Here is a 19,048-nt window from a genome sequence, read left to right as displayed (position 1 = left end):
GAATTAATCCTCCAAGGGCGCTTTTGCAGTTTTGATCATTGGTTTCAGCCGGTAAAGTAGCCATAGGGTAAACAGGCCACTTAATACTGCGGTAATACAAAAAAGTATTTTAAGATCAAGCTCTAAAACACTCAAAATAATAATCGAGAATATAGCAGAAGATACCATGAAAACGGCATTCAGAATGTTATTTGCTGCAACCACACGCGCACGATGTGAGCGAGGAGAATGCGCCTGCATCATGGCATACAGCGGTACAATATAAAAACCGCCACTCACCCCGAGTAAGGTCACTGCTAGCATCACATGATAATAGCTCCAGCCCTGCTGAAAAACTTCTGCTAGACCGATTAATGCACCTGTACGTTCCGGAACAAAAGCCAGACTCGCGGCCAGATACAGGGCAAAGATCACAAGACCGATTGCACCAAAAGGCACCATTTTAATATTGACCTGGCTGCCGCCAATTTTACGGCACAGGAAAGAACCTAGTCCGATTCCGACAGAAAAGAAAGTTAGCAACAGACTGGCGACATTTTCCGAGGCATGCAGATTTTGTAGTGTCAGCTGTGGAATCTGAGTCAGATAGGTGGCACCATAAAACCAGTACCATGAATTGCCCAGTAAAATGGTAAATACTAAAGGCAGGCCTTTGGCATATTTCAAGGTTTGCAAACTGGTACGAAAAAAGTTCCAGTCAACTTGCAGCTCAGGCGCGGGAATACTTTGCTTGAGGATATAACGGCAGGATACATAGCCAATCAAGGCGATGCTGATCACGGTTAAACTGATCCAGATGAGGTTGCCAGCGGAAGCTGCAATGACTGCACCGCCCAGAATCATACCGAATAGGATTGCCAGAGAAGTTCCGGACTGAAACAGGGCATTGCCGGACATCAGTTCATTGGGTTTCAGCACTTCCGGTAAAATCGCGTATTTGATCGGGCCAAAGAACGTGGACTGGGTTCCCATCAGGAATAAAGCAAATAACAGAATCCATAAATTACCGAGCAGGAAACCGATCGTTCCTAGCAACATAATGACAATTTCCAGAAGCTTGAGATAGCGAATCAGCTGTGAACGTTCATATTTATCGGCAATCTGACCGGCAGTGGCTGAAAAAATAAAATAAGGCAAAATAAATAGTAAAGCCGCCAGATTATTCAATGTGCTGATGCTGGCCGATTGCTGTTGAATCCAGCCATAAGTGATCACCAGCAGTAACGCCTGTTTAAATACATTATCGTTTAATGCACCAAAAAACTGCGTCAGAAACATCGGTAAAAAGCGCCGAGAAGCTAACAAATGTTCATTTTTGTTCATATAGGCCGTGCTACATTAAGTTTTATTAAGAAATGTCAGTTATGCGTAAACATTGAGAAAAATCATGTAAGATACTTTCAGCCATGTAAAGGTAAAAACCAATTAATTAAGCTCCTTAGCTTATATTTTTCGGTCAAATAATCAATTAAAGAATGTATTCGTTTAGAGTTTGCTATGCCTGCAAAGAAAAATTTTAAAAAAACGATGCTAAATCGCAGTATGGGGCCTCTCATACCACAGCATAGTGGTATGCAGCTGTGTATGAGCATATTTTTTATGATGTTATCCCATCAGAGCATGGCACAAACTGAACAGCCCGAAACACCCGTGGCCATTTCTCAGGCAGAAATGGTGGACGAGCTATCCAAAGAAGCGATTCGTCAGGGTGTGGCCACGTCCAAAACGGAAGCGGAAGAAAAAATTGAAGAAGCCTTGGATCCGGAAGTACCAGTTGACAGCATGTTGATGCTGGAACAACAGCAAAATGCAGGATCTGGTCTGGGTGAATTTACGCCGATCGAGTTTGATGATCTGGAAGATCTGCCAGTACAGACTATTGATCAGAACATGGCGAATGAAATTTACCAGGTAGCCGAGCAAGCCAAACAGGAAGCACAAAACTATCGCAATACTCAGACCAGCGAAACGGTGGTGGCCGATATCAGCCAGCAAGAACTGCTGGAAATCAATCAGGCGCCGGTTAATGTCGATCAGTTAATGCAATCGATTCAGGCAGACAGCCAGATTATTGTACAAAATAATGAAGCCGGATTGACCTTGCCAGAAGTGCCAGGTCAGCTTGTCGCTGAGGATGATAAACGTCCAAATCTGTTCAAACGACTATTTTATAAAATACGTCCTCCACGTCAGATCATGACCGCAAGAGTTCCTCGCATTAGTGCCGATGTAGTGATCATGAATGGGCAAGGTGTTGCACAAAGCAACGGTATGCTGAATCGTAAAGATGTACCTGAAGGCCATCTGAATTTAAGAAATAATGTCAAAGCCAAATTATCCAGTTTTACCCAGGAGTCTTTTGGCGACTTTAATTCGGCATTGCCGCAATTACGCACCTTGTCCAGACAGGCAGCGCAGGCGGTGGGCTATTATAATGCCCAGTTCAGGTTTGAAAAAATCTCTGACAGTCGGGTTCGGGTTTCTGTGACCCCGAATGAACCTGTCCTGATCAGCACTCAAAATATTGAATTTACTGGAGAGGGCGCCGAACAGCCACAATTCCAGGTCATTAGTCTTTTGCCTGAACAGGAAGAAGGCGATATTTTCAATCATGGCAATTATGAAAAAACCAAAACACGGATTACTACTGCAGCCAATAACAATGGTTATTTTGATTCATTCTGGCGTCTGCATGATGTAAAGATTGCCCAGCCACAAAATACCGCCGATGTGAACCTGCGTTTTGAAACCGGCGAACGTTACAAGCTGGGTAATGTCGAGTTCAGAATGAGTGATCCTGAAAAGGAATTTCCGCTGGACCGTGACGTACTGGAAAGTCTGGTTCCCTGGACAGAGGGTGCAGATTATACCTTCTGGCGGGTGAATAGCCTGGCCAACAACCTAACCAACTCACGCTATTTCAATTATACACTGGTAGATGCGATTCGCCCTGATCCGCTTGATAAAGAGCTGGAACTTGCACCCGATATTCAAAGCCTGATTGAAGAACAGAAACGGAGTGAAGATCAGGCTGCTACGATGCAACCAGCTCGCTCGGTATCCTCTTCTCAGGAAGTGACCCAGAATGTCGTAGATGAAGACCAGTTTGCCGGTAGCCGCGATCAGGAAAGCGCAAATTTAAGAACTTTGCGGGTTGAGCAGCAAACCAAAGAGAATGAACAGGATCGTTTAAAAGTACAGGCACGGGAAGAGAAAAAGATTCCAGTGATTGTGACTTTAAATGCAGACCGTTTAAACAGTGCTGAAGTGGGTCTGGGTTATGGCACAGATACCGATATCCGTTTACGTGGTCAATATCGCCGCGCCATTGTGAACAAGCGCGGACATTCGTTTGATGCCAACATGGAGCTATCAGGCATTCGTCAGTCGATTGATGGACGTTATAATATTCCTTATAACCATCCGCTGAATGACTATGTCAGTATTGTGGGTGGTTATGAGCGTGAAGAGCGTGAAGGCGTCGCACAGGGTGAAGGCCTGTTGATTGAATCTGCAGTCTTAGGTGCAGACCGGATTATCAAGAATCCACGTGGTAGCTGGCAGCGGACTTTTGGCGCACGTTATCGTCTGGATCGTTTGAAGCAGGATGGTTCTGTCGATTTTAACCAGATTCCTGAAGCTTTTCGCTTTAATACCGAAGATGAGCAGCAATCCCTATTAGTCGGTTATGAAGTCTCACGTACCGAGAGCGATCGTCGGGTCAACCCAACCAAAGGCTTCAAACAGACCTATAAGATTGAACTGGGCAGTGAGGCTTTACTCTCTGATGCAGATATGGCCATTGTGAATGCGGGCTGGCGTTTTATCTATTCATTGGGTGAAAATGCAGACCATCAGTTTGTTGGGCGTGCCGACGCGGGTTATATTTTTACTCAAGATTTTGCCAAAGTACCGTATAACCTGAGATATTTCACCGGTGGTGACCAGAGTATCCGCGGTTTTGACTACAAGAGCCTTTCTCCGGAAATTGACGGCTTTAAAGTGGGCGGGCAGGCCTTGGGCGTGGCTTCATTAGAATATAATTATCAGTTTAAGGAAGGCTGGCGTGCTGCGGTCTTTGCAGATGCCGGAAATGCCTATAATAAAGAATTCAGTAATCCGACCGAATATGGCGCGGGTGTGGGTGTGCGTTGGGCTTCACCGATTGGGCCAATACGTATAGATGTTGCGACTGGACTGTCTGATGACAATTATCCGATTCGTTTACATTTCTTTATTGGATCGCAGTTATAAAACATCATTTTAAAAAATAGTTATTTGGGTAGATCATGGTCGAGAACCAACCACAGCCAGAACAAGAACCACAAGATAGCGTTGTGCCGAAAAAGCGCCGTATATTCAGAAGCATCCTATTATCGGTGCTTTTTTCGCTGATTTTTCTGCTGTCTGTGCTGGCTCTACTATTTTCGACCAATCAAGGCAGTAAATTCCTGCTGGATCAAGTGCTAGAACGCCAGCAAATTATTCAATATGAATATGAAGGCGGTAATTTATGGCGCGGGATTATTCTTAAAAATGTGCTGGTCAGCCTGAAACCGGTCGATGTCAAAATTGATCGTGCTGATGTAAAACTTGGTTGGCGCGCGATTGTCAAAAAAGAAATTCATCTGACTGAAGCCGATGTCCTTAATCTGCAAATTATTAACAAGCGACCTTCAACAGGCGAACCGTTCAAGTTTAATGCCATCCGTTTGCCTTTTATTTTGCGCGTTGACCATTTACTGCTGGATCATCTGGTGATTAAAACCCAGACCAATGCAGTCGATTTTTATAATATCGAATTAAATGAGGCACTCTGGTCCGGCACCGAATTAAATTTTGAAGATTCCCGTATGGACATGGGCTATCTGTCGGTACGTGAAGCTACGGGTAAAATGCAGTTTGAAGGCAAATATCCTCTAGATGCCACGGGCATCGTCAATCTACCTTCCTTAAGAGACAGCTTGAATATTCATGATATTCAGGTGCGGGCACGTGGAACGCTAGACACGATTCAGGCTGGCGTAGCAACCAATACGCCTGATTTATTAACCGGTTGGGTTATCGTGCATCCAATGCGTCCTCAGGTACCGATGCGCGGCGAGTTGAAGTTCAAGGATTACCACTGGCCTATTCTGGCCGAACAGAAACTGTTTACCAAAGACGGTATTGCCGAGTTTAATGGTGATATCAAGCGTCTGGGCCTGAACGTCCAGACTGACCTGATCGGGGAAAATATTCCACAAGGTCAGTATAGTGCGGTGATGTATACCGATCTGGTCAATCAGCTGAATATTACCGACCTAAATGGTCAGTTGATGAAAGGCGCAGTCACCCTTGCCGGGACAGTGGGCTGGAAAGATCGGGTCAGTTGGGATCTGGCTGGGCGTTTGAACGGGATTGATCCTAAACATGAGCGTATTCCGCAAGTCGTACAAGATTTCTTGCCGCCAAGTCTGGATGCCAATATTGCTTCTGCGGGTAACCTGGAAAATGGCCTGCACCTTACTGGACTGGTTGATTTCGACCGTTATGAAAGCTGGAAGCTGAAGTTGGATCAAAACCCGGTCAAAGACAATAAAGCGCAGCCGATGCTGCTGGATGTTGCCTGGAAAAATATTGATCGCGCCGTACCTTATGTGGGCTGGCTCAGCAGTGAGTCTGGCGATGTTAAATTGGCATTGGTTGAAGGTCAGCAGAATATTCATGTGGCCACTAAAGTCGAGCAGCATGAAGAAGGACTTCTGCCTGCAGGTATGTACCAAGCCAAGCTCAATCTGAACAAAAATATCCTGAATGTCCCAAGCTTTAATTACAGCGCCAATGCAGCAGGCAGCTTAAGCGGCAATGCACGGATTGAACTGCCACAGGAAAAACGTCAGTTAAAATGGACCGCGGTATTAAATGCCAAAAATTTGAATACTCAAAGTATTGCCGCAGCTTCACCGGTAGATCGTTTGAATGGCCAGGTTAAAGCCAATGGTTATGCGCAACCGAATCAGCAGATTATTAAACTGAATAGTGTCGACCTGACCGGACGACTAGCGGAGCAAAATGAAACCGTACGTTTGACCGGAAACAGCACCATTGCCTTGTTATTCCATAATGAAAAAGCGGGTGGTGGTTTTAAAGGTTATGCAGTCAATTATGATGGTGCTTTAAATGCCAGCCAGCTTAAAGCCAGTCAGGGTATGCTGAAACTGCGCGTTTCAGGCACACCAGAAATGTTGAAGATAAATGAATTTCGTCATGATGGTGTGGCTGGCAAGATTAATGCCAACGGTCTGGTCAATCTGGCGAATGGCATTGGCTGGGATATCAACGCATCCTTAATCCGCTTTAAGCCGCAATATTTTAATGCCAAACTGAAAGGTGAATTGTCAGGCAATGTGCAAACCCAAGGGGTGTGGTCAGATGCCTTAAAACGCATTCAGATTCAACGCTTGAATCTGGCCGGTATGCTGAATAACAAACCGGTACGTGGCAAGGGTAATTTATCGGTCATCATCAATTCAAACCAGCGCGGTTTTGTACCACAGCAGTTTGAAGCCAATAACCTGTTCCTGTCTTATGCCAGCAACCAGATTCAGGCGACCGGTAATGCACAAAACCTCCAACTAAAAGTGAATGCGCCGGCCCTGTTTGAATTGTATCCGGGCTTAAGAGGTCGTGCGCAGGGCTATATCAATATGCAGGCGCAGCCACGATTGCAGGCTTCAGCTAATCTATCTATCGATAATTTTGCTTTTAAAAACCTGTTTAGCGTGCAGAAAGTTCGTGTTCGCGGACAGTTGCCAACATCGCAAAGCACACCAACCTTATTGACCGCGACAATGGATCGCCTGCGTAGCGGTTCACGCGAGATTGTACGCGGTGAGATATCATTGGCCGGTACCCGTGCTGCGCACATTCTCAAAGTGCAGGCAGAAAACCGCCTGTCAAAATTCTTTGTGCAGCTCGCCGGTGGCTTTAATGCCCAAAATAACTGGCTGGGTCAGATTCAAAAAGGTGATTTCGACTCTTTACGTGCTCGTCTGGTGCAGCGTCAAAATGCAGCAGTGATTTATAACAGTGCTCAATCGGATCTGTTTGTTGGTGCTCATTGCTGGATGAGTCAGCAAAGCCAGTTGTGTTTTGATCAGCCGATTCGGGTTAATAAAACCCGTGGCAGTGCCTCTTTTGTTACCCAAAACCTTGATCTGGAAGACTTCAGTGCATTCCTGCCTGATGGATTGGCGTTAACAGGGAAAGTCAATGGTTATGCCAAGGCTGCCTGGGCGCAAGGCGCTAAACCTAAAATCGATGCACGTCTGGTGACGCGTAATGGTGTGGTGGGCTTATCTTCCGAAGATCCAGATTATTTGGGCTCTACACTCAAATATGATGAAGTCGGGTTGGTCGCAAAAAGTGTGGCAGATGGCTTGCAGCTTCGTCTGGATGTCAAAACACCAGATATCGGAACCGGCTATGCCAATGTCATCATTGATCCATATCGTGACAGTAAACCGATGCGTGGTGAAATAGCCTTTAACCAGGTACAGCTCAAGGTCTTTAAGCCATTTATTCAGGACATCCGTAATCTGGACGGGATATTATCTTATGCCGGAAAAATTAGCGGAACTTTAACAGATCCTTTGCTTGAAGGTGAGGTTCGGGTTAAAGATGCTTCGATTAGCATGATCTCCTTGCCGGTGAATCTGACCAATGTACAACTGTATTCATCCATACGTCAGAATTCTGCCAGTATCAATGGCGCATTTAACAGTGGTCGTGGTGTGGGTAAATTAACCGGATCGGTCGACTGGAAAGGTGATCCGCGAGTGCAGTTAAAACTGCAAGGTGATAATCTGCTGATTCGTCAGGCCCCATTAATTACCGCTGTAGTGACACCTGATTTGACTTTGGACATGTATCCATTTAATAAAAAACTGAGTCTGAGTGGCACAGTCGATGTACCGCGTGCGCTGATTTCAATGCCTGAAGCCTCAGAACCTGTAGTCGGTTTATCTTCAGATGTACGTGTCGTACATGAAGGTGATGATCAGCTGGCGATCTTGAAGTCGGCACGTCCTTGGGATATCCGGGCAGATGTAGCTGTTTCTTTAGGGAATCAGGTCATCTTCCAGGGCTTTGACAGTCGTATTCCGCTATTGGGTCGAGTCAATCTGTCACAGCGTGGTCTGGAAACTGCAATGCGTGCCAATGGTGCAATCGGGGTGTCACAACGAGTGAAAATCGAAGCCTATGGCCAAAGTCTGGACCTGAATCGTGCTATCGCGCGTTTTAATGGTGAACTTACCAATCCGACGCTGGACATTGATGCCAATAAATCGGTTCAGGGTAGTACGGTCGGGGTACGGGTAACAGGGACGGCATCGAGTCCAAGTATTCAGATTTATAATGATGCGGGCTTGTCAGAACAGGAAGCCTTGAATGCCTTGATTACCGGTCGTGTTAATGAGGGTGTATCTGGTTTAAGCCAGGCTGAAGGATTTAGATCCGATGTGAATAATACGATCGCTGCTGCGGGGATTAGTTTGGGCTTGGGTAGCACCCGCGCACTGACCAACCAGATCGGGCGCAGTTTTGGCTTAACTGGTCTAGCTCTGGATGCTCAAGGTACAGGAGATGATACTCAGGTTTCTGTGACTGGTTATATTACGCCTGATTTATATCTCCGTTATGGAGTCGGGGTATTTACACCGGTGAATAAGCTCACTTTACGCTATCAGGTAAATCAGCGCTTGTATCTGGAAGCGAGTCAGTCTTTAGAACGTGCGATTGACTTGTTCTATAATTGGCGCTTCTAATTTAAGCAATAAAAAAGCCCTAAAATTTTAGGGCTCTTTTATTGGGAGACAGCACAAAGATTTTATTAGCTATAAAGTAGATTGATGTCATAGTCAGCAGAAGCATTGATCTCTAAATTCAATCTCTATACATATATGACAATAGAGTTACGAGTAGAGAAAGAATTTAGGATGAGACTTCAGGGTGAAGAAAACTGATCATCGTATAATTCAGCTATCACATATAGAAAATCAATTAAAATATGCAATAACAGACTGAAAATCAATAAAACCATAATAAAAATAGGTGTATATTGAAAATACGATTTCACGCATAAGAGCATCTTCGCATGTCGACTAAATTTATCATCCGTTTTGCTGCGATTCTATTTTCTGTACTTATTTTGACTGCATTAGCTATTCAATTTTTCTTTAAATCGGATGTAACCGTAGTTCTATGGATTTTCGCTGTACCTTTCATTTTGGGCATTCCAATTTTGGCTTCTGTTGTATTGACCACCAATGATGAACTTGATATTCATAGCGTTAATTAGGCTTGAACCTTAAACTGGCGCATTTAAAGTGCATCTGATCTTTACTGATAGAGCAGCCGACATTTGCACTTTGTTCAATAAAATAGACCTTATTTTAAAGCAATGCGAGCCAGTTAAGCATGCATTAGAAAATGTAGTAAAAATGAGTGTATGTTTACGCTCATTTTTTATCAGGTTACTCCAGAATTTGGATTTCACTCTCAAATCATCATGATTTACATAAACTCTAAGAAATAAGGGAATATTCTTATCATTATTCATTCAAAATAGGTCTTCATCATAAAACTCATCATTTTAGAGAAAACAGAATGCCTAAAAATAATTATCTACCAGCTCTAGAACAAGTTTATGACTTTTTAAAGGAACGACCAGGTTTTAAGGATAAAAGTGAATTTGATAAAGCAGTAGAATATTTTAGAACTCTTCATGAAAGTGATCCTCTGGATTTCAGAGTTCAAGCACCGAATACTGTCGCTGGAAAATTTGGGGCCAAAGAGACTATAAATTTAGGGTCTATGCCAGAATTCAGTAATAAGGAAAATTTCCTTAACTGGATAGATACACAAATTAATCACTAGTTGAAAGACTTTAAGCAAACGCATCATGCGGCAGGTTTTCATTTATTTATTATTCATACATTCATTAACATGTAGTACAGAAAACAATCGAAACTGAGTTGGAAAACTACAAATTTGAATGATAACTTTGTATTCAAATCTTCCGAATAAAGAGGTGAGCAATGAAGTTGTTGACTTTGATGGGTATGGGAGTAGCAGCGAGTTATTGTTATAAAACTATGAAAAATGGCAAGCTTGCTCTTTCAAAACCTGACTTTGATGAAAGTGTAAAACGATTTGTACTGCAAGAATTTGCAGCGTAGTCTTCACGATATATTTCCCAAAAAGGCTCATCGGATGATGGGCTTTTTTATTTTCTAAAAATTTATAATTTTAATATTCAGATTAAAAGCAGTTTAATTATAGCCATCATGTTATAAACCTACCTCGTGATCTATTTTAAATAATTAAATGAGAGCTAATGGATGATGAAGATGGAAATGAATGGTGCGAGCTTATATATTCTGAAGCCTTGAGAATATATAAACCAACAAAATACAACACAGTCAACAAACTGAGATTCTTTGCCCTGATTTTAGAATTATTCGCAGAAATGCAGCATGAGGATGTAATGATTCAAGTAAAGGCTGTGAATGTGAAACTTAAATTGAGATCTAAAAATTACATTTTTTGGGTGTTTGAAATGCCTGATTTTCAGGATAAGACGTTATTTTTAACTTATATGTCTAGTAAATTAAGTCAGCTATAAAGTGTCGTTGAAAGCTAAAATCGCCAATTACTTCAACAAGTATAGTTATTTTTTATAAAACTATAATTTTTTTATATGTTAATGGTGTATTTATATATTTTTATCAATAGCTTGCTTATTCTCTAGTCGTTGCTCACTTTGACAACATACCTGAATCAGCGCAAAAGTGATAAAGGGAAAGGCCCATCTAAAGGTGGGCTTTTTTAATATGTACAGCTTATTGAACGAAAAGTAACTTAAAGCAAATGTAAGAGAACAGTTTATTAATACTCCCTATACTTTATTGATAAATTCACAGTGCTATAGTCATTTTGCGAAAACAAGAAGACGCAAATAATACGAAGAAAATGACTACAGCACTAGCCCGCTTATTTGAAAGAGTAAGCGGGCTTTTTAATTGAAAAATTAATGTAATATTATGCTAATGTATAAATTATAAGTTTATATATAATTCATGAATAGATTCTATCGCTGTAGTTTCTTTCCAATTTCAGCCTCCTTCCCTAAGGAGGCATTTTTTTGTCGATAGAAAAGTAATGTTCCAATGACTATTGTGTTTATTCAGTTACACAAATGATCATCGTTGACTCTTGAATGAATCTTTCAAATATTTGAGCATGATATTTTATTGGTTAAATAAGTGATGGATCGCCATGATAAATGAAGAAAAGCCTTTGAACTTTGACGACGATAGTGAGCCTCAAGATTTCGAAGATGAAGAATTTATCGATGATAAGAAAGAGGATGAAATGTACAATGCTATTACCAAAGATGGTTCTAGTGTTGATCCTGCGGATGATGGGACACGTCATATTCGCCCTGAAGACGGTGATCCTATAGAAATTGAAGAGTAATAAAAAGCCCAATTCAATATTGGGCTTTTTATCGTCTGGTGGATGAGAATGAAAATACAATATTTCCCATTTAGAATTGAGCGGATTGATCAAAATCCCCATCTAGAAAATTTAAATAGTCATTGAAATGATTTTTTTCACTTAATAAAAAAGCCCCCATGAATGAGAGCTTTTATGTCAACTCAATCTAGCAGAATAGTCTAAGCTAATATTTGAAATGACATCCAATTAATCTTTAAAAGTATCATTTAACGCAGTTTGAACCGCTTCAACCCGTGCCTTGCAAGCTTTATAGGCGGTCATGGATTCTTCCACGATTTTCATCAAGTTATCAATATCCGGTTCTTGCTGAGATTCGAGCAATTCCGCATTCTTTTTCAAGATGTCATAGCCTTGTTGGAAGCTCAAAGTATCATGATTCATGAGGAAGTACCTGTATAAGTTGTGCTGAAAAAATGCCGTCATGTAATTCGACTTCAACCAGATCGCTGGACTGAATCTGTTGAATAGAGGCAACCACATGTTCTTGCTGGCGCACGATGGCATAACCCTTGGATAAAACATGTTTAGGATTTTGTAGTAGCGTTTCCCGCATCAGGGCATCAAGCTGCTGATTAATCAGCTGGGTATGCTGCTGGGCCAGACTGGTAGTATTGGCCTTGATCTGTTGCAGACGTTGCAGCGCATCCATAATCTGGTTGTTGGCCAGACTTTGAATCAGTTTCAAAAATTGATCATTCTGATTTTGATAAGCCTGAATCTGTTGCTGGGATAAACGCTGAATGCGCTGTAGATAATTCAGGACATCCTGGGTTAGTTCAAAGATATGATTGCGGATTCCGGCAATGGCTTTACTCGGAGTATCAAAGGAGCGATGCGCAATCTCATCCAGAATGGTACGGTCTTTTTCATGCCCGATGCCGACCCAGACCGGTACCGAACGTTTACAGAGCAGGGCAGCCAGATCATAATCATTCAAATAAGCCAGATCATTGACTGCGCCACCACCTCGTATAATCACAATCAGATCCGGTGCGGTATTATAAGTCTGTGCCCATTGTTTGAGCGCTTGTGCCAGACTGTACATAATACTTTGCGGGGCGGTATTTCCCTGAAAAGTCGCACTGTGATAGATAAACTCACACACCTGCGCACGCTGCAGTGCATCGGCATCTTTTTTAAAATCTCCCAGGCCTGCTGCATTTTCGGGAGCAATCACCAGAATCCGGTTCAGGTCAAAAGGGCTGGGCAAGTTTCTATTGCGCTGAATCAGTCCTTCAGTCGTCAACCGCTCAACAATCTGCTGATAACGCCGGGCAATATCTCCCAGAGTATAGCCTGAGTCAATTTCAACGATATTTAAAGAAAAACCATACTGCGGATCGAAATTAGCTTTGACTTTAATCAGCACTTTCAAATCACGACTCAGCTCAATTCCGCTTTCACGTTCAAACTGCGTGACAATTTTCTGGGCACTGAATTTCCAGATAGTCGCTCGGCAACTGGCGATGACCTGATCACTGTCGGCTTCTTTTTCTGCCAGCTCCAGATAATAATGGCCGGCTTTAATACTTAGATTACGAATCTCGGCTTTAACCCATACCGGTGTATCGAAAGTGAGTTTGACCACTTCCTGAACTGTAGCAAGATATTCCTTGAGGGAGAGTTGAGGATCGTCTGTCATGCCAATAGAAAGTTTAAAATTCAATCAAATATTAAATCAATCCAGCACAGATCACAAATCTAAAAGTGAAGTCATATTTGAATGATGTAATGACAATGCAATGCTATTGAAATGCATAATCACTTGGTCTAGGCGATTCATTCGGCATTTTCGTATTTTGTAGAGGTTCTTATCTTCTGTTTGTCTTGTTCATTGAGAGAATTTATAGTGTTGAAGTCCTTAATTCACAAAGGTCTTATTTCTAATTTTTAATGAAAAAGCACGGTTAAAAATGTACACAGACTTGTGTCTGGCAAGGACAAGGAAATATGCTAAATTGGTGAAGAATTATTGAAGAAGAATAGGCTCTCATGAAAAAAACAATGCTGTTCGGTTTACTGGCTCTCGCTCTAAGCGCATGTACCACTACGCCGCAATCTGAGACGGATGCTCCTAAAACAGGTTCAGCGAATCCTGCAAGCGCTTATTGTGTCAATCAGGGTGGCAAGCTTGAGATTCGTACTGAAAGCAATGGTCAGGTCGGATATTGCCATTTAAAGAATGGTCAGGTGGTCGAGGAGTGGGAATTACTGCACATGAATCAACCTAAATGTATTGCTGATCAGGCAGCGGCATTGGTGGGTCAGTCCAATTTGACTGAAGCGCAAATCAAGCAGAAAACCAAGGCACAAATTGTACGTATGGTTGAACCGGGTCAAGCGGTGACGATGGATTATCGTGAAGAACGAGTGACTGTAACGGTGGATCCTACAAGCAAAAAGATTATCCAGGCTTCATGTGGTTAATTACACAAAATGAAAAAGCCCATTAGTGGGCTTTTTTAATTCCATACAACTCGCATTTTGAAATGACAAATCTTCCCCGATCTTTTATATTGCCCCTCGGAAGGAGAAATTCATGAAAAAGTTATTGGCTTTATCGTTTATGCTGGCGCTGGCCGGTTGTGCCGAGAAGAAACCCTTAACCCCTGAAGAGCAGTGGCAAGGTTATTGTCGAAGTGTAGGAAATGCGGCGCGTACCATTATGCTGGATCGTCAGAATGCGATTGAGAAAGAAAAAGCAATCGTGCATGCCAACAAGATCGACGACGAAACCACCAAAGGTTTTATCCTGAATATTATTGATGAAGTCTATGCGATTCCAGCCGAAGAGATTAAGGCAGATGTAAAAGCAGCCCGTGAAAAAGTCCGCGCTGAATTTACTGCAAAGTGTATTGTGACACCGCATGACGAATTACCTGATTACAAACCGTTCTAAGGAACGGTTTTTTTATATTTGGATAAAATTATCCAACCCATATTTCCCATTAAACATATTTAAATATAAGCATCTTCAAAAGACTAAATAATAAAAATAGCCTAAGCAAAATGTACACTTTGTGACAATTTCTAAATCTAAAATATAGAAATACTTATCTTTATATTGAATAATGAATTTAACTCCAATTAACCGAGGAGTAGCACAATATGGAAGTCGTAAGATATTTGCATCATTCTGATCTACTGCTGGAAGATGAAGAAGGTGTGGTCATTATTGGCGGCAGTCGCTATGTACTCAGCGTTGGTGACAAAGTCGTTTTAAAGAAGATGCTAGAACAAGATAAAAAGCTTTATCAGATTGATATTTCCTTTGCTAGCAATAATCACAGTACCACCTATGAAGATGAATGCGTGGTGAAATTCCAAGGCTGCCGAGACTCATATCAGCAGTATTTAAACTCGACCACTGTACACTAAGGTGGAGTATCTTTTTAACGTCAAATCAGGCAACATCAGGGTTGCCTTTTTTATGCATTAAATTCAGTTAAAAGGGCCTATTCATGGGCTTGTTTCGTGTGGTGTAAGCTGTAACTGATTATGGAATAATCATTAAGAGCATCATTTAGTTATAAAATAACGAGCATCACGAAGAAACACTTGAGTTGCATTAACTTTTAACTGGAAATTTAGTAAAATTTCGGAGTCCATATTATTTATGAAGCTTGGAATAAGCAGGAATTCATAAGTAATTTTTTAAAAAAGAGGAATAACACTGTGCTAGAAGCTTACCGCCAACACGTTGAAGAACGTGCCGCACTCGGAGTCCCACCGAAGCCACTTGACGATGCCCAAACAGCTGCATTAGTTGAACTACTAAAAAACCCGCCAGCTGGTGAAGAAGCATACTTGGTAGATTTGCTTGAAAACCGTGTACCAGCAGGTGTTGACCAAGCTGCATATGTAAAAGCTGCGTTCTTAGCTGCATTGGCAAAAGGCGAAGCAACCTCTCCACTCGTTTCTAAAGAACGTGCTGTTTATTTACTAGGTACTATGCTGGGTGGTTACAACGTAGCGCCTTTAGTTGAACTTTTAGACAATGCTGAGCTTGCTGAACTTGCAGCTGAAGCATTGAAAAAAACGCTTCTTGTATTTGATGCATTCCATGACGTTGCTGATAAAGCAAAAGCTGGTAACGCAAATGCTCAAGCAGTTATGCAGTCTTGGGCTGACGCTGAATGGTTCACTAGCCGTAAAGACGTTCCTGAAGAAATCAAACTGACTGTTTTCAAAGTAACTGGCGAAACCAACACTGACGACTTGTCACCTGCACAAGACGCTTGGAGCCGTCCAGACATTCCATTGCACGCAAATGCAATGTTGAAAAACGTACGTGACGGAATCAATCCAGAAGTTCCTGGTGAAGTGGGTCCACTTAACCAGATTAAAGAACTGATCGTGAAAGGCAACCAGGTTGCTTACGTGGGTGACGTTGTTGGTACAGGTTCATCTCGTAAATCTGCAACTAACTCTGTACTTTGGTTCTTCGGTGACGACATCCCGCACATCCCGAACAAAAAAGACGGTGGTTACTGCCTAGGTTCTAAAATCGCTCCGATTTTCTTCAACACCATGGAAGATGCGGGTGCATTACCGATCGAGATCGATGTTGCCAACATGAACATGGGCGACGAAATCGTTCTTAAGATCGATCACGCTGCTGCTAAAGTAACTGCGTTCAAAGACGGCGCACAAATCGCTGAAGCTGAACTTAAAACTCCAGTACTTCTAGACGAAGTTCGTGCTGGTGGTCGTATTAACCTGATCGTAGGTCGTGGTTTGACGACTAAAGCGCGTGAAGCTTTAGGTCTTCCAGTATCTACAATGTTCCGTACTCCGGTTCAGCCTGCTGCAACTGGTAAAGGTTTCACTCAAGCTCAGAAGATGGTTGGTCGCGCTTGTGGTCTTCCTGAAGGTCAAGGTGTACTTCCAGGTACTTACTGTGAACCTAAGATGACTACTGTGGGTTCGCAAGATACAACAGGTCCAATGACTCGTGACGAATTGAAAGACTTGGCTTGCCTAGGTTTCTCTGCTGACCTTGTTATGCAATCTTTCTGTCATACAGCTGCTTATCCAAAACCAGTTGACGTTCAAATGCAACACTCGCTTCCTGATTTCATCATGAACCGTGGTGGTGTGTCTTTACGTCCAGGTGACGGTATTATTCACTCTTGGTTAAACCGTATGCTTCTTCCGGATACCGTTGGTACTGGTGGTGACTCGCATACACGTTTCCCAATCGGTATTTCATTCCCGGCGGGTTCTGGTCTTGTAGCGTTCGCTGCAGCAACTGGTGTTATGCCACTAGATATGCCTGAATCTGTACTTGTGAAGTTCAAGGGTAAAATGCAGCCTGGTATCACTCTACGTGACCTTGTACATGCAATTCCTTACTACGCAATTAAGGAAGGTGACCTAACTGTAGAGAAGAAAGGTAAGAAAAACATCTTCTCTGGTCGTATCCTTGAGATTGACTTAACAGAAATGGAAACTGACCTGACTGTTGAGCAAGCATTCGAACTTTCTGATGCTTCTGCTGAACGTTCTGCTGCTGGTTGTTCTATCACGCTTTCTGAAGAGAAAGTTGCTGAATATCTTCGTTCAAACATCACCATGTTGAAGTGGATGATTTCTGAAGGTTATGGCGATGCGCGTACGATGGCTCGTCGTGTTGAGAACATGGAAAAATGGTTGGCTAACCCAAGCCTGATCAAAGCTGATGCTGATGCTGAATACACGAAAGTGTATGAAATCGATCTTGCAGACATCAAAGAACCTATTCTTTGCTGCCCGAACGATCCAGATGATGCAAAACTTCTTTCTGACGTTCAAGGCGCGAAAATTGACGAAGTATTCGTTGGTTCTTGTATGACGAACATCGGTCACTTCCGTGCAACTGGTAAATTGTTAGAAAAAGTTCCAGGTGGTGCGTTGTCAACTCGTTTGTGGATTGCTCCACCTACGCGTATGGACGAACATCAGTTGATGGAAGAAGGTTTCTATAACATTTATGGTAAAGCTGGCGCGCGTACTGAAATGCCAGGTTGTTCATTATGTATGGGTAACCAAGCACGTGTAGCTCCGAACACGACTTGTGTTTCTACATCTACTCGTAACTTCCCGAACCGTTTAGGTCAAGGCGCTAATGTTTACTTGGCTTCTGCTGAACTTGCTTCTGTTGCTGCTGTATTGGGTAAATTACCTTCTCCAGAAGAATACCAACAGTACGCAGCTCAAATTGACAGCATGTCAGCTGACATCTATCAATACTTAAGCTTCGACAAGATGAGCGAATATACTGACGCTGCTAAAGATGTTGATACTAAGAAAATTGCTGCTGCTCAATTAACTTAATTGATTAATTAGTCGAAAAAAAAGGGCTGATTTATCAGCCCTTTTTTACGTGAGATTTTAAGAATGGTAAAAAAAAATCATAAAATGAAATTATTAAATAATCAAAAATCAAAAGTTGCTATGTCATCTAGGAGATTTTTATTCAATTTTGTAGGTAATGCAAATATATGGAGTGATGGATTTCACATTGATCAAATGAGTGGAGGAGGAAGTGGGATATTAATAAAATATAAAAGTAAGTATTTTATGTTAACTGCCTATCATGTAGTTAAACAGACAATTGAAAACCCATTACAAAATACCTCACCTTTTTGGATTAGGTCCAAAGAAAAACATATAGAAAGTATTGATGATTTTTTAATGCCCAAAAAAGTTTGGTTTATTGGTGAACTAATTCCTGATGTAATAGGTTGGCAAGATTATACTGATGTAGTTCTTATTGAAATGTTTGATCCACATAAAAATTTTATTCCAGATAATTATGTTGATATTACTGAAAGAAGAGAATGTACTGAAATTCTATCTTCAAAGAAAATTTTCGAAGGTCAATTGTTAGCTGCTTCTGGTTATCCTTTAGAAGCTAATACATTTGAATATGAGGTAGTGCCGGAGGGCTATTCTCATGCAACTAATTTACAGCGACATCATGATATTGGAATATGTTTATTTGATGAGTATGGACATCCATATATAGATTATGAACAGTGTTCACATATGTTTACTGGAATAACATATGATCATAATGGAATGAGTGGGGGTGCTATATATAATTTTGAATCCAATAGTAAAGCAAAACTAGTGGGAATGGTTTTGAGTGGTAACAACAAGATAATCAGATTTATCCCAATATCAAACATTTTAGCTCATATACGTAACTACGATAAAGCAAGTTTTATAATTTTAGATTATGAAGAGGCTGTTCTAAAAGGATATTTGGAAAGATCAGGGGCATATTGTGTAGAAACAATGCAGACATGTTTGGATAAAATGTTGAGTGTACAGGGGGATTATGAGGTGTATAAAGATTGGCTCAAAAATAGAAAGCTCAAAACTCCAAAGGTAGGATATTTTTAAAAAACAGGAAATAAATAATTGTAATATTTTTATTAAGCTAAATAACTAAAGTAATATCTAACTTTATATTGGTTGGAAAAGTGGTTAAAGTAAA

15 protein-coding genes are annotated in these 19,048 nt (G+C 41.7%); 12 read left to right on the top strand and 3 right to left on the bottom strand.

From position 1 onward, the window contains the following. Positions 1–3: 3 nt before the first annotated feature. The gene (locus ACP7BU_RS09080) at positions 4–1,323 is read right to left on the bottom strand and encodes an MFS transporter (protein WP_425879818.1); all 1,320 of its coding nucleotides are present in this window, start codon (positions 1,321–1,323) and stop codon (positions 4–6) included. A gap of 174 nt (positions 1,324–1,497) precedes the next feature. Here ACP7BU_RS09080 and ACP7BU_RS09075 point away from each other — a divergent pair, with 174 nt between their 5' ends. The 7 genes from ACP7BU_RS09075 (at position 1,498) to ACP7BU_RS09045 (ending at position 11,523) form a co-directional block, all read left to right on the top strand. Next, entirely contained in the window at positions 1,498–4,254 is a 2,757-nt protein-coding gene (locus ACP7BU_RS09075; RefSeq protein WP_425879817.1) for an autotransporter assembly complex protein TamA, read from the top strand. Positions 4,255–4,289: 35 nt separating this feature from the next. Further along, positions 4,290–8,810: a translocation/assembly module TamB domain-containing protein gene (locus ACP7BU_RS09070; protein ID WP_425879816.1), complete on the top strand. Its 4,521-nt coding sequence runs from the start codon at positions 4,290–4,292 to the stop codon at positions 8,808–8,810. A gap of 329 nt (positions 8,811–9,139) precedes the next feature. Further along, positions 9,140–9,343, top strand: a complete 204-nt coding sequence (locus ACP7BU_RS09065) for a hypothetical protein (RefSeq protein WP_005103450.1) — start codon at positions 9,140–9,142, stop codon at positions 9,341–9,343. 308 nt (positions 9,344–9,651) lie between these two features. Next, complete coding sequence (locus ACP7BU_RS09060) at positions 9,652–9,921, top strand: hypothetical protein (protein ID WP_005263238.1); 270 nt, start codon at positions 9,652–9,654, stop codon at positions 9,919–9,921. A 161-nt stretch (positions 9,922–10,082) separates the two neighbouring features. Then, complete coding sequence (locus ACP7BU_RS09055; RefSeq protein ID WP_425879815.1) at positions 10,083–10,223, top strand: hypothetical protein; 141 nt, start codon at positions 10,083–10,085, stop codon at positions 10,221–10,223. A gap of 158 nt (positions 10,224–10,381) precedes the next feature. After that, complete coding sequence (locus tag ACP7BU_RS09050; protein WP_425879814.1) at positions 10,382–10,669, top strand: hypothetical protein; 288 nt, start codon at positions 10,382–10,384, stop codon at positions 10,667–10,669. Positions 10,670–11,322: 653 nt separating this feature from the next. Beyond that, a complete protein-coding gene (locus tag ACP7BU_RS09045; protein WP_005103446.1) occupies positions 11,323–11,523 on the top strand; it encodes a hypothetical protein in 201 nt (66 codons plus the stop codon). Positions 11,524–11,751: 228 nt separating this feature from the next. Here ACP7BU_RS09045 and xseB read toward each other — a convergent pair whose 3' ends face one another. Both xseB and xseA read right to left on the bottom strand, forming a co-directional pair. Next, positions 11,752–11,946 carry an exodeoxyribonuclease VII small subunit gene (xseB, locus tag ACP7BU_RS09040; protein ID WP_005103445.1) on the bottom strand — a complete coding sequence of 65 codons (195 nt, stop codon included), beginning with the start codon at positions 11,944–11,946 and terminating at the stop codon, positions 11,752–11,754. Beyond that, positions 11,936–13,207, bottom strand: a complete 1,272-nt coding sequence (xseA, locus tag ACP7BU_RS09035) for an exodeoxyribonuclease VII large subunit (RefSeq protein ID WP_425879813.1) — start codon at positions 13,205–13,207, stop codon at positions 11,936–11,938. Before xseA ends, xseB begins: the two co-directional genes overlap by 11 nt. Before the next feature lie 350 nt (positions 13,208–13,557). Here xseA and ACP7BU_RS09030 point away from each other — a divergent pair, with 350 nt between their 5' ends. The 5 genes from ACP7BU_RS09030 (at position 13,558) to ACP7BU_RS09010 (ending at position 18,954) form a co-directional block, all read left to right on the top strand. Next, positions 13,558–13,992 carry an I78 family peptidase inhibitor gene (locus ACP7BU_RS09030; protein ID WP_005106641.1) on the top strand — a complete coding sequence of 145 codons (435 nt, stop codon included), beginning with the start codon at positions 13,558–13,560 and terminating at the stop codon, positions 13,990–13,992. Positions 13,993–14,104: 112 nt separating this feature from the next. Beyond that, on the top strand, positions 14,105–14,464 hold the full coding sequence (locus ACP7BU_RS09025; RefSeq protein ID WP_425879812.1) for a hypothetical protein: 360 nt from the start codon (positions 14,105–14,107) through the stop codon (positions 14,462–14,464). Positions 14,465–14,673: 209 nt separating this feature from the next. Next, on the top strand, positions 14,674–14,943 hold the full coding sequence (locus tag ACP7BU_RS09020; protein WP_005263233.1) for a hypothetical protein: 270 nt from the start codon (positions 14,674–14,676) through the stop codon (positions 14,941–14,943). A 297-nt stretch (positions 14,944–15,240) separates the two neighbouring features. After that, on the top strand, positions 15,241–17,880 hold the full coding sequence (locus ACP7BU_RS09015; protein ID WP_425879811.1) for a bifunctional aconitate hydratase 2/2-methylisocitrate dehydratase: 2,640 nt from the start codon (positions 15,241–15,243) through the stop codon (positions 17,878–17,880). A gap of 63 nt (positions 17,881–17,943) precedes the next feature. After that, positions 17,944–18,954 (top strand): hypothetical protein, encoded by a 1,011-nt coding sequence (locus ACP7BU_RS09010; RefSeq protein ID WP_044108896.1) that lies wholly within the window; start codon positions 17,944–17,946, stop codon positions 18,952–18,954. The last annotated feature ends 94 nt before the right edge of the window (positions 18,955–19,048 follow it).

The organism is Acinetobacter sp. 40AMC3-4 (assembly GCF_049898185.1).
In the GTDB taxonomy this organism is placed as follows: domain Bacteria; phylum Pseudomonadota; class Gammaproteobacteria; order Pseudomonadales; family Moraxellaceae; genus Acinetobacter.
The sequence above is the reverse complement of the archived record's forward strand: the minus strand, read 5'-3'. Positions and strand labels throughout refer to the sequence as shown.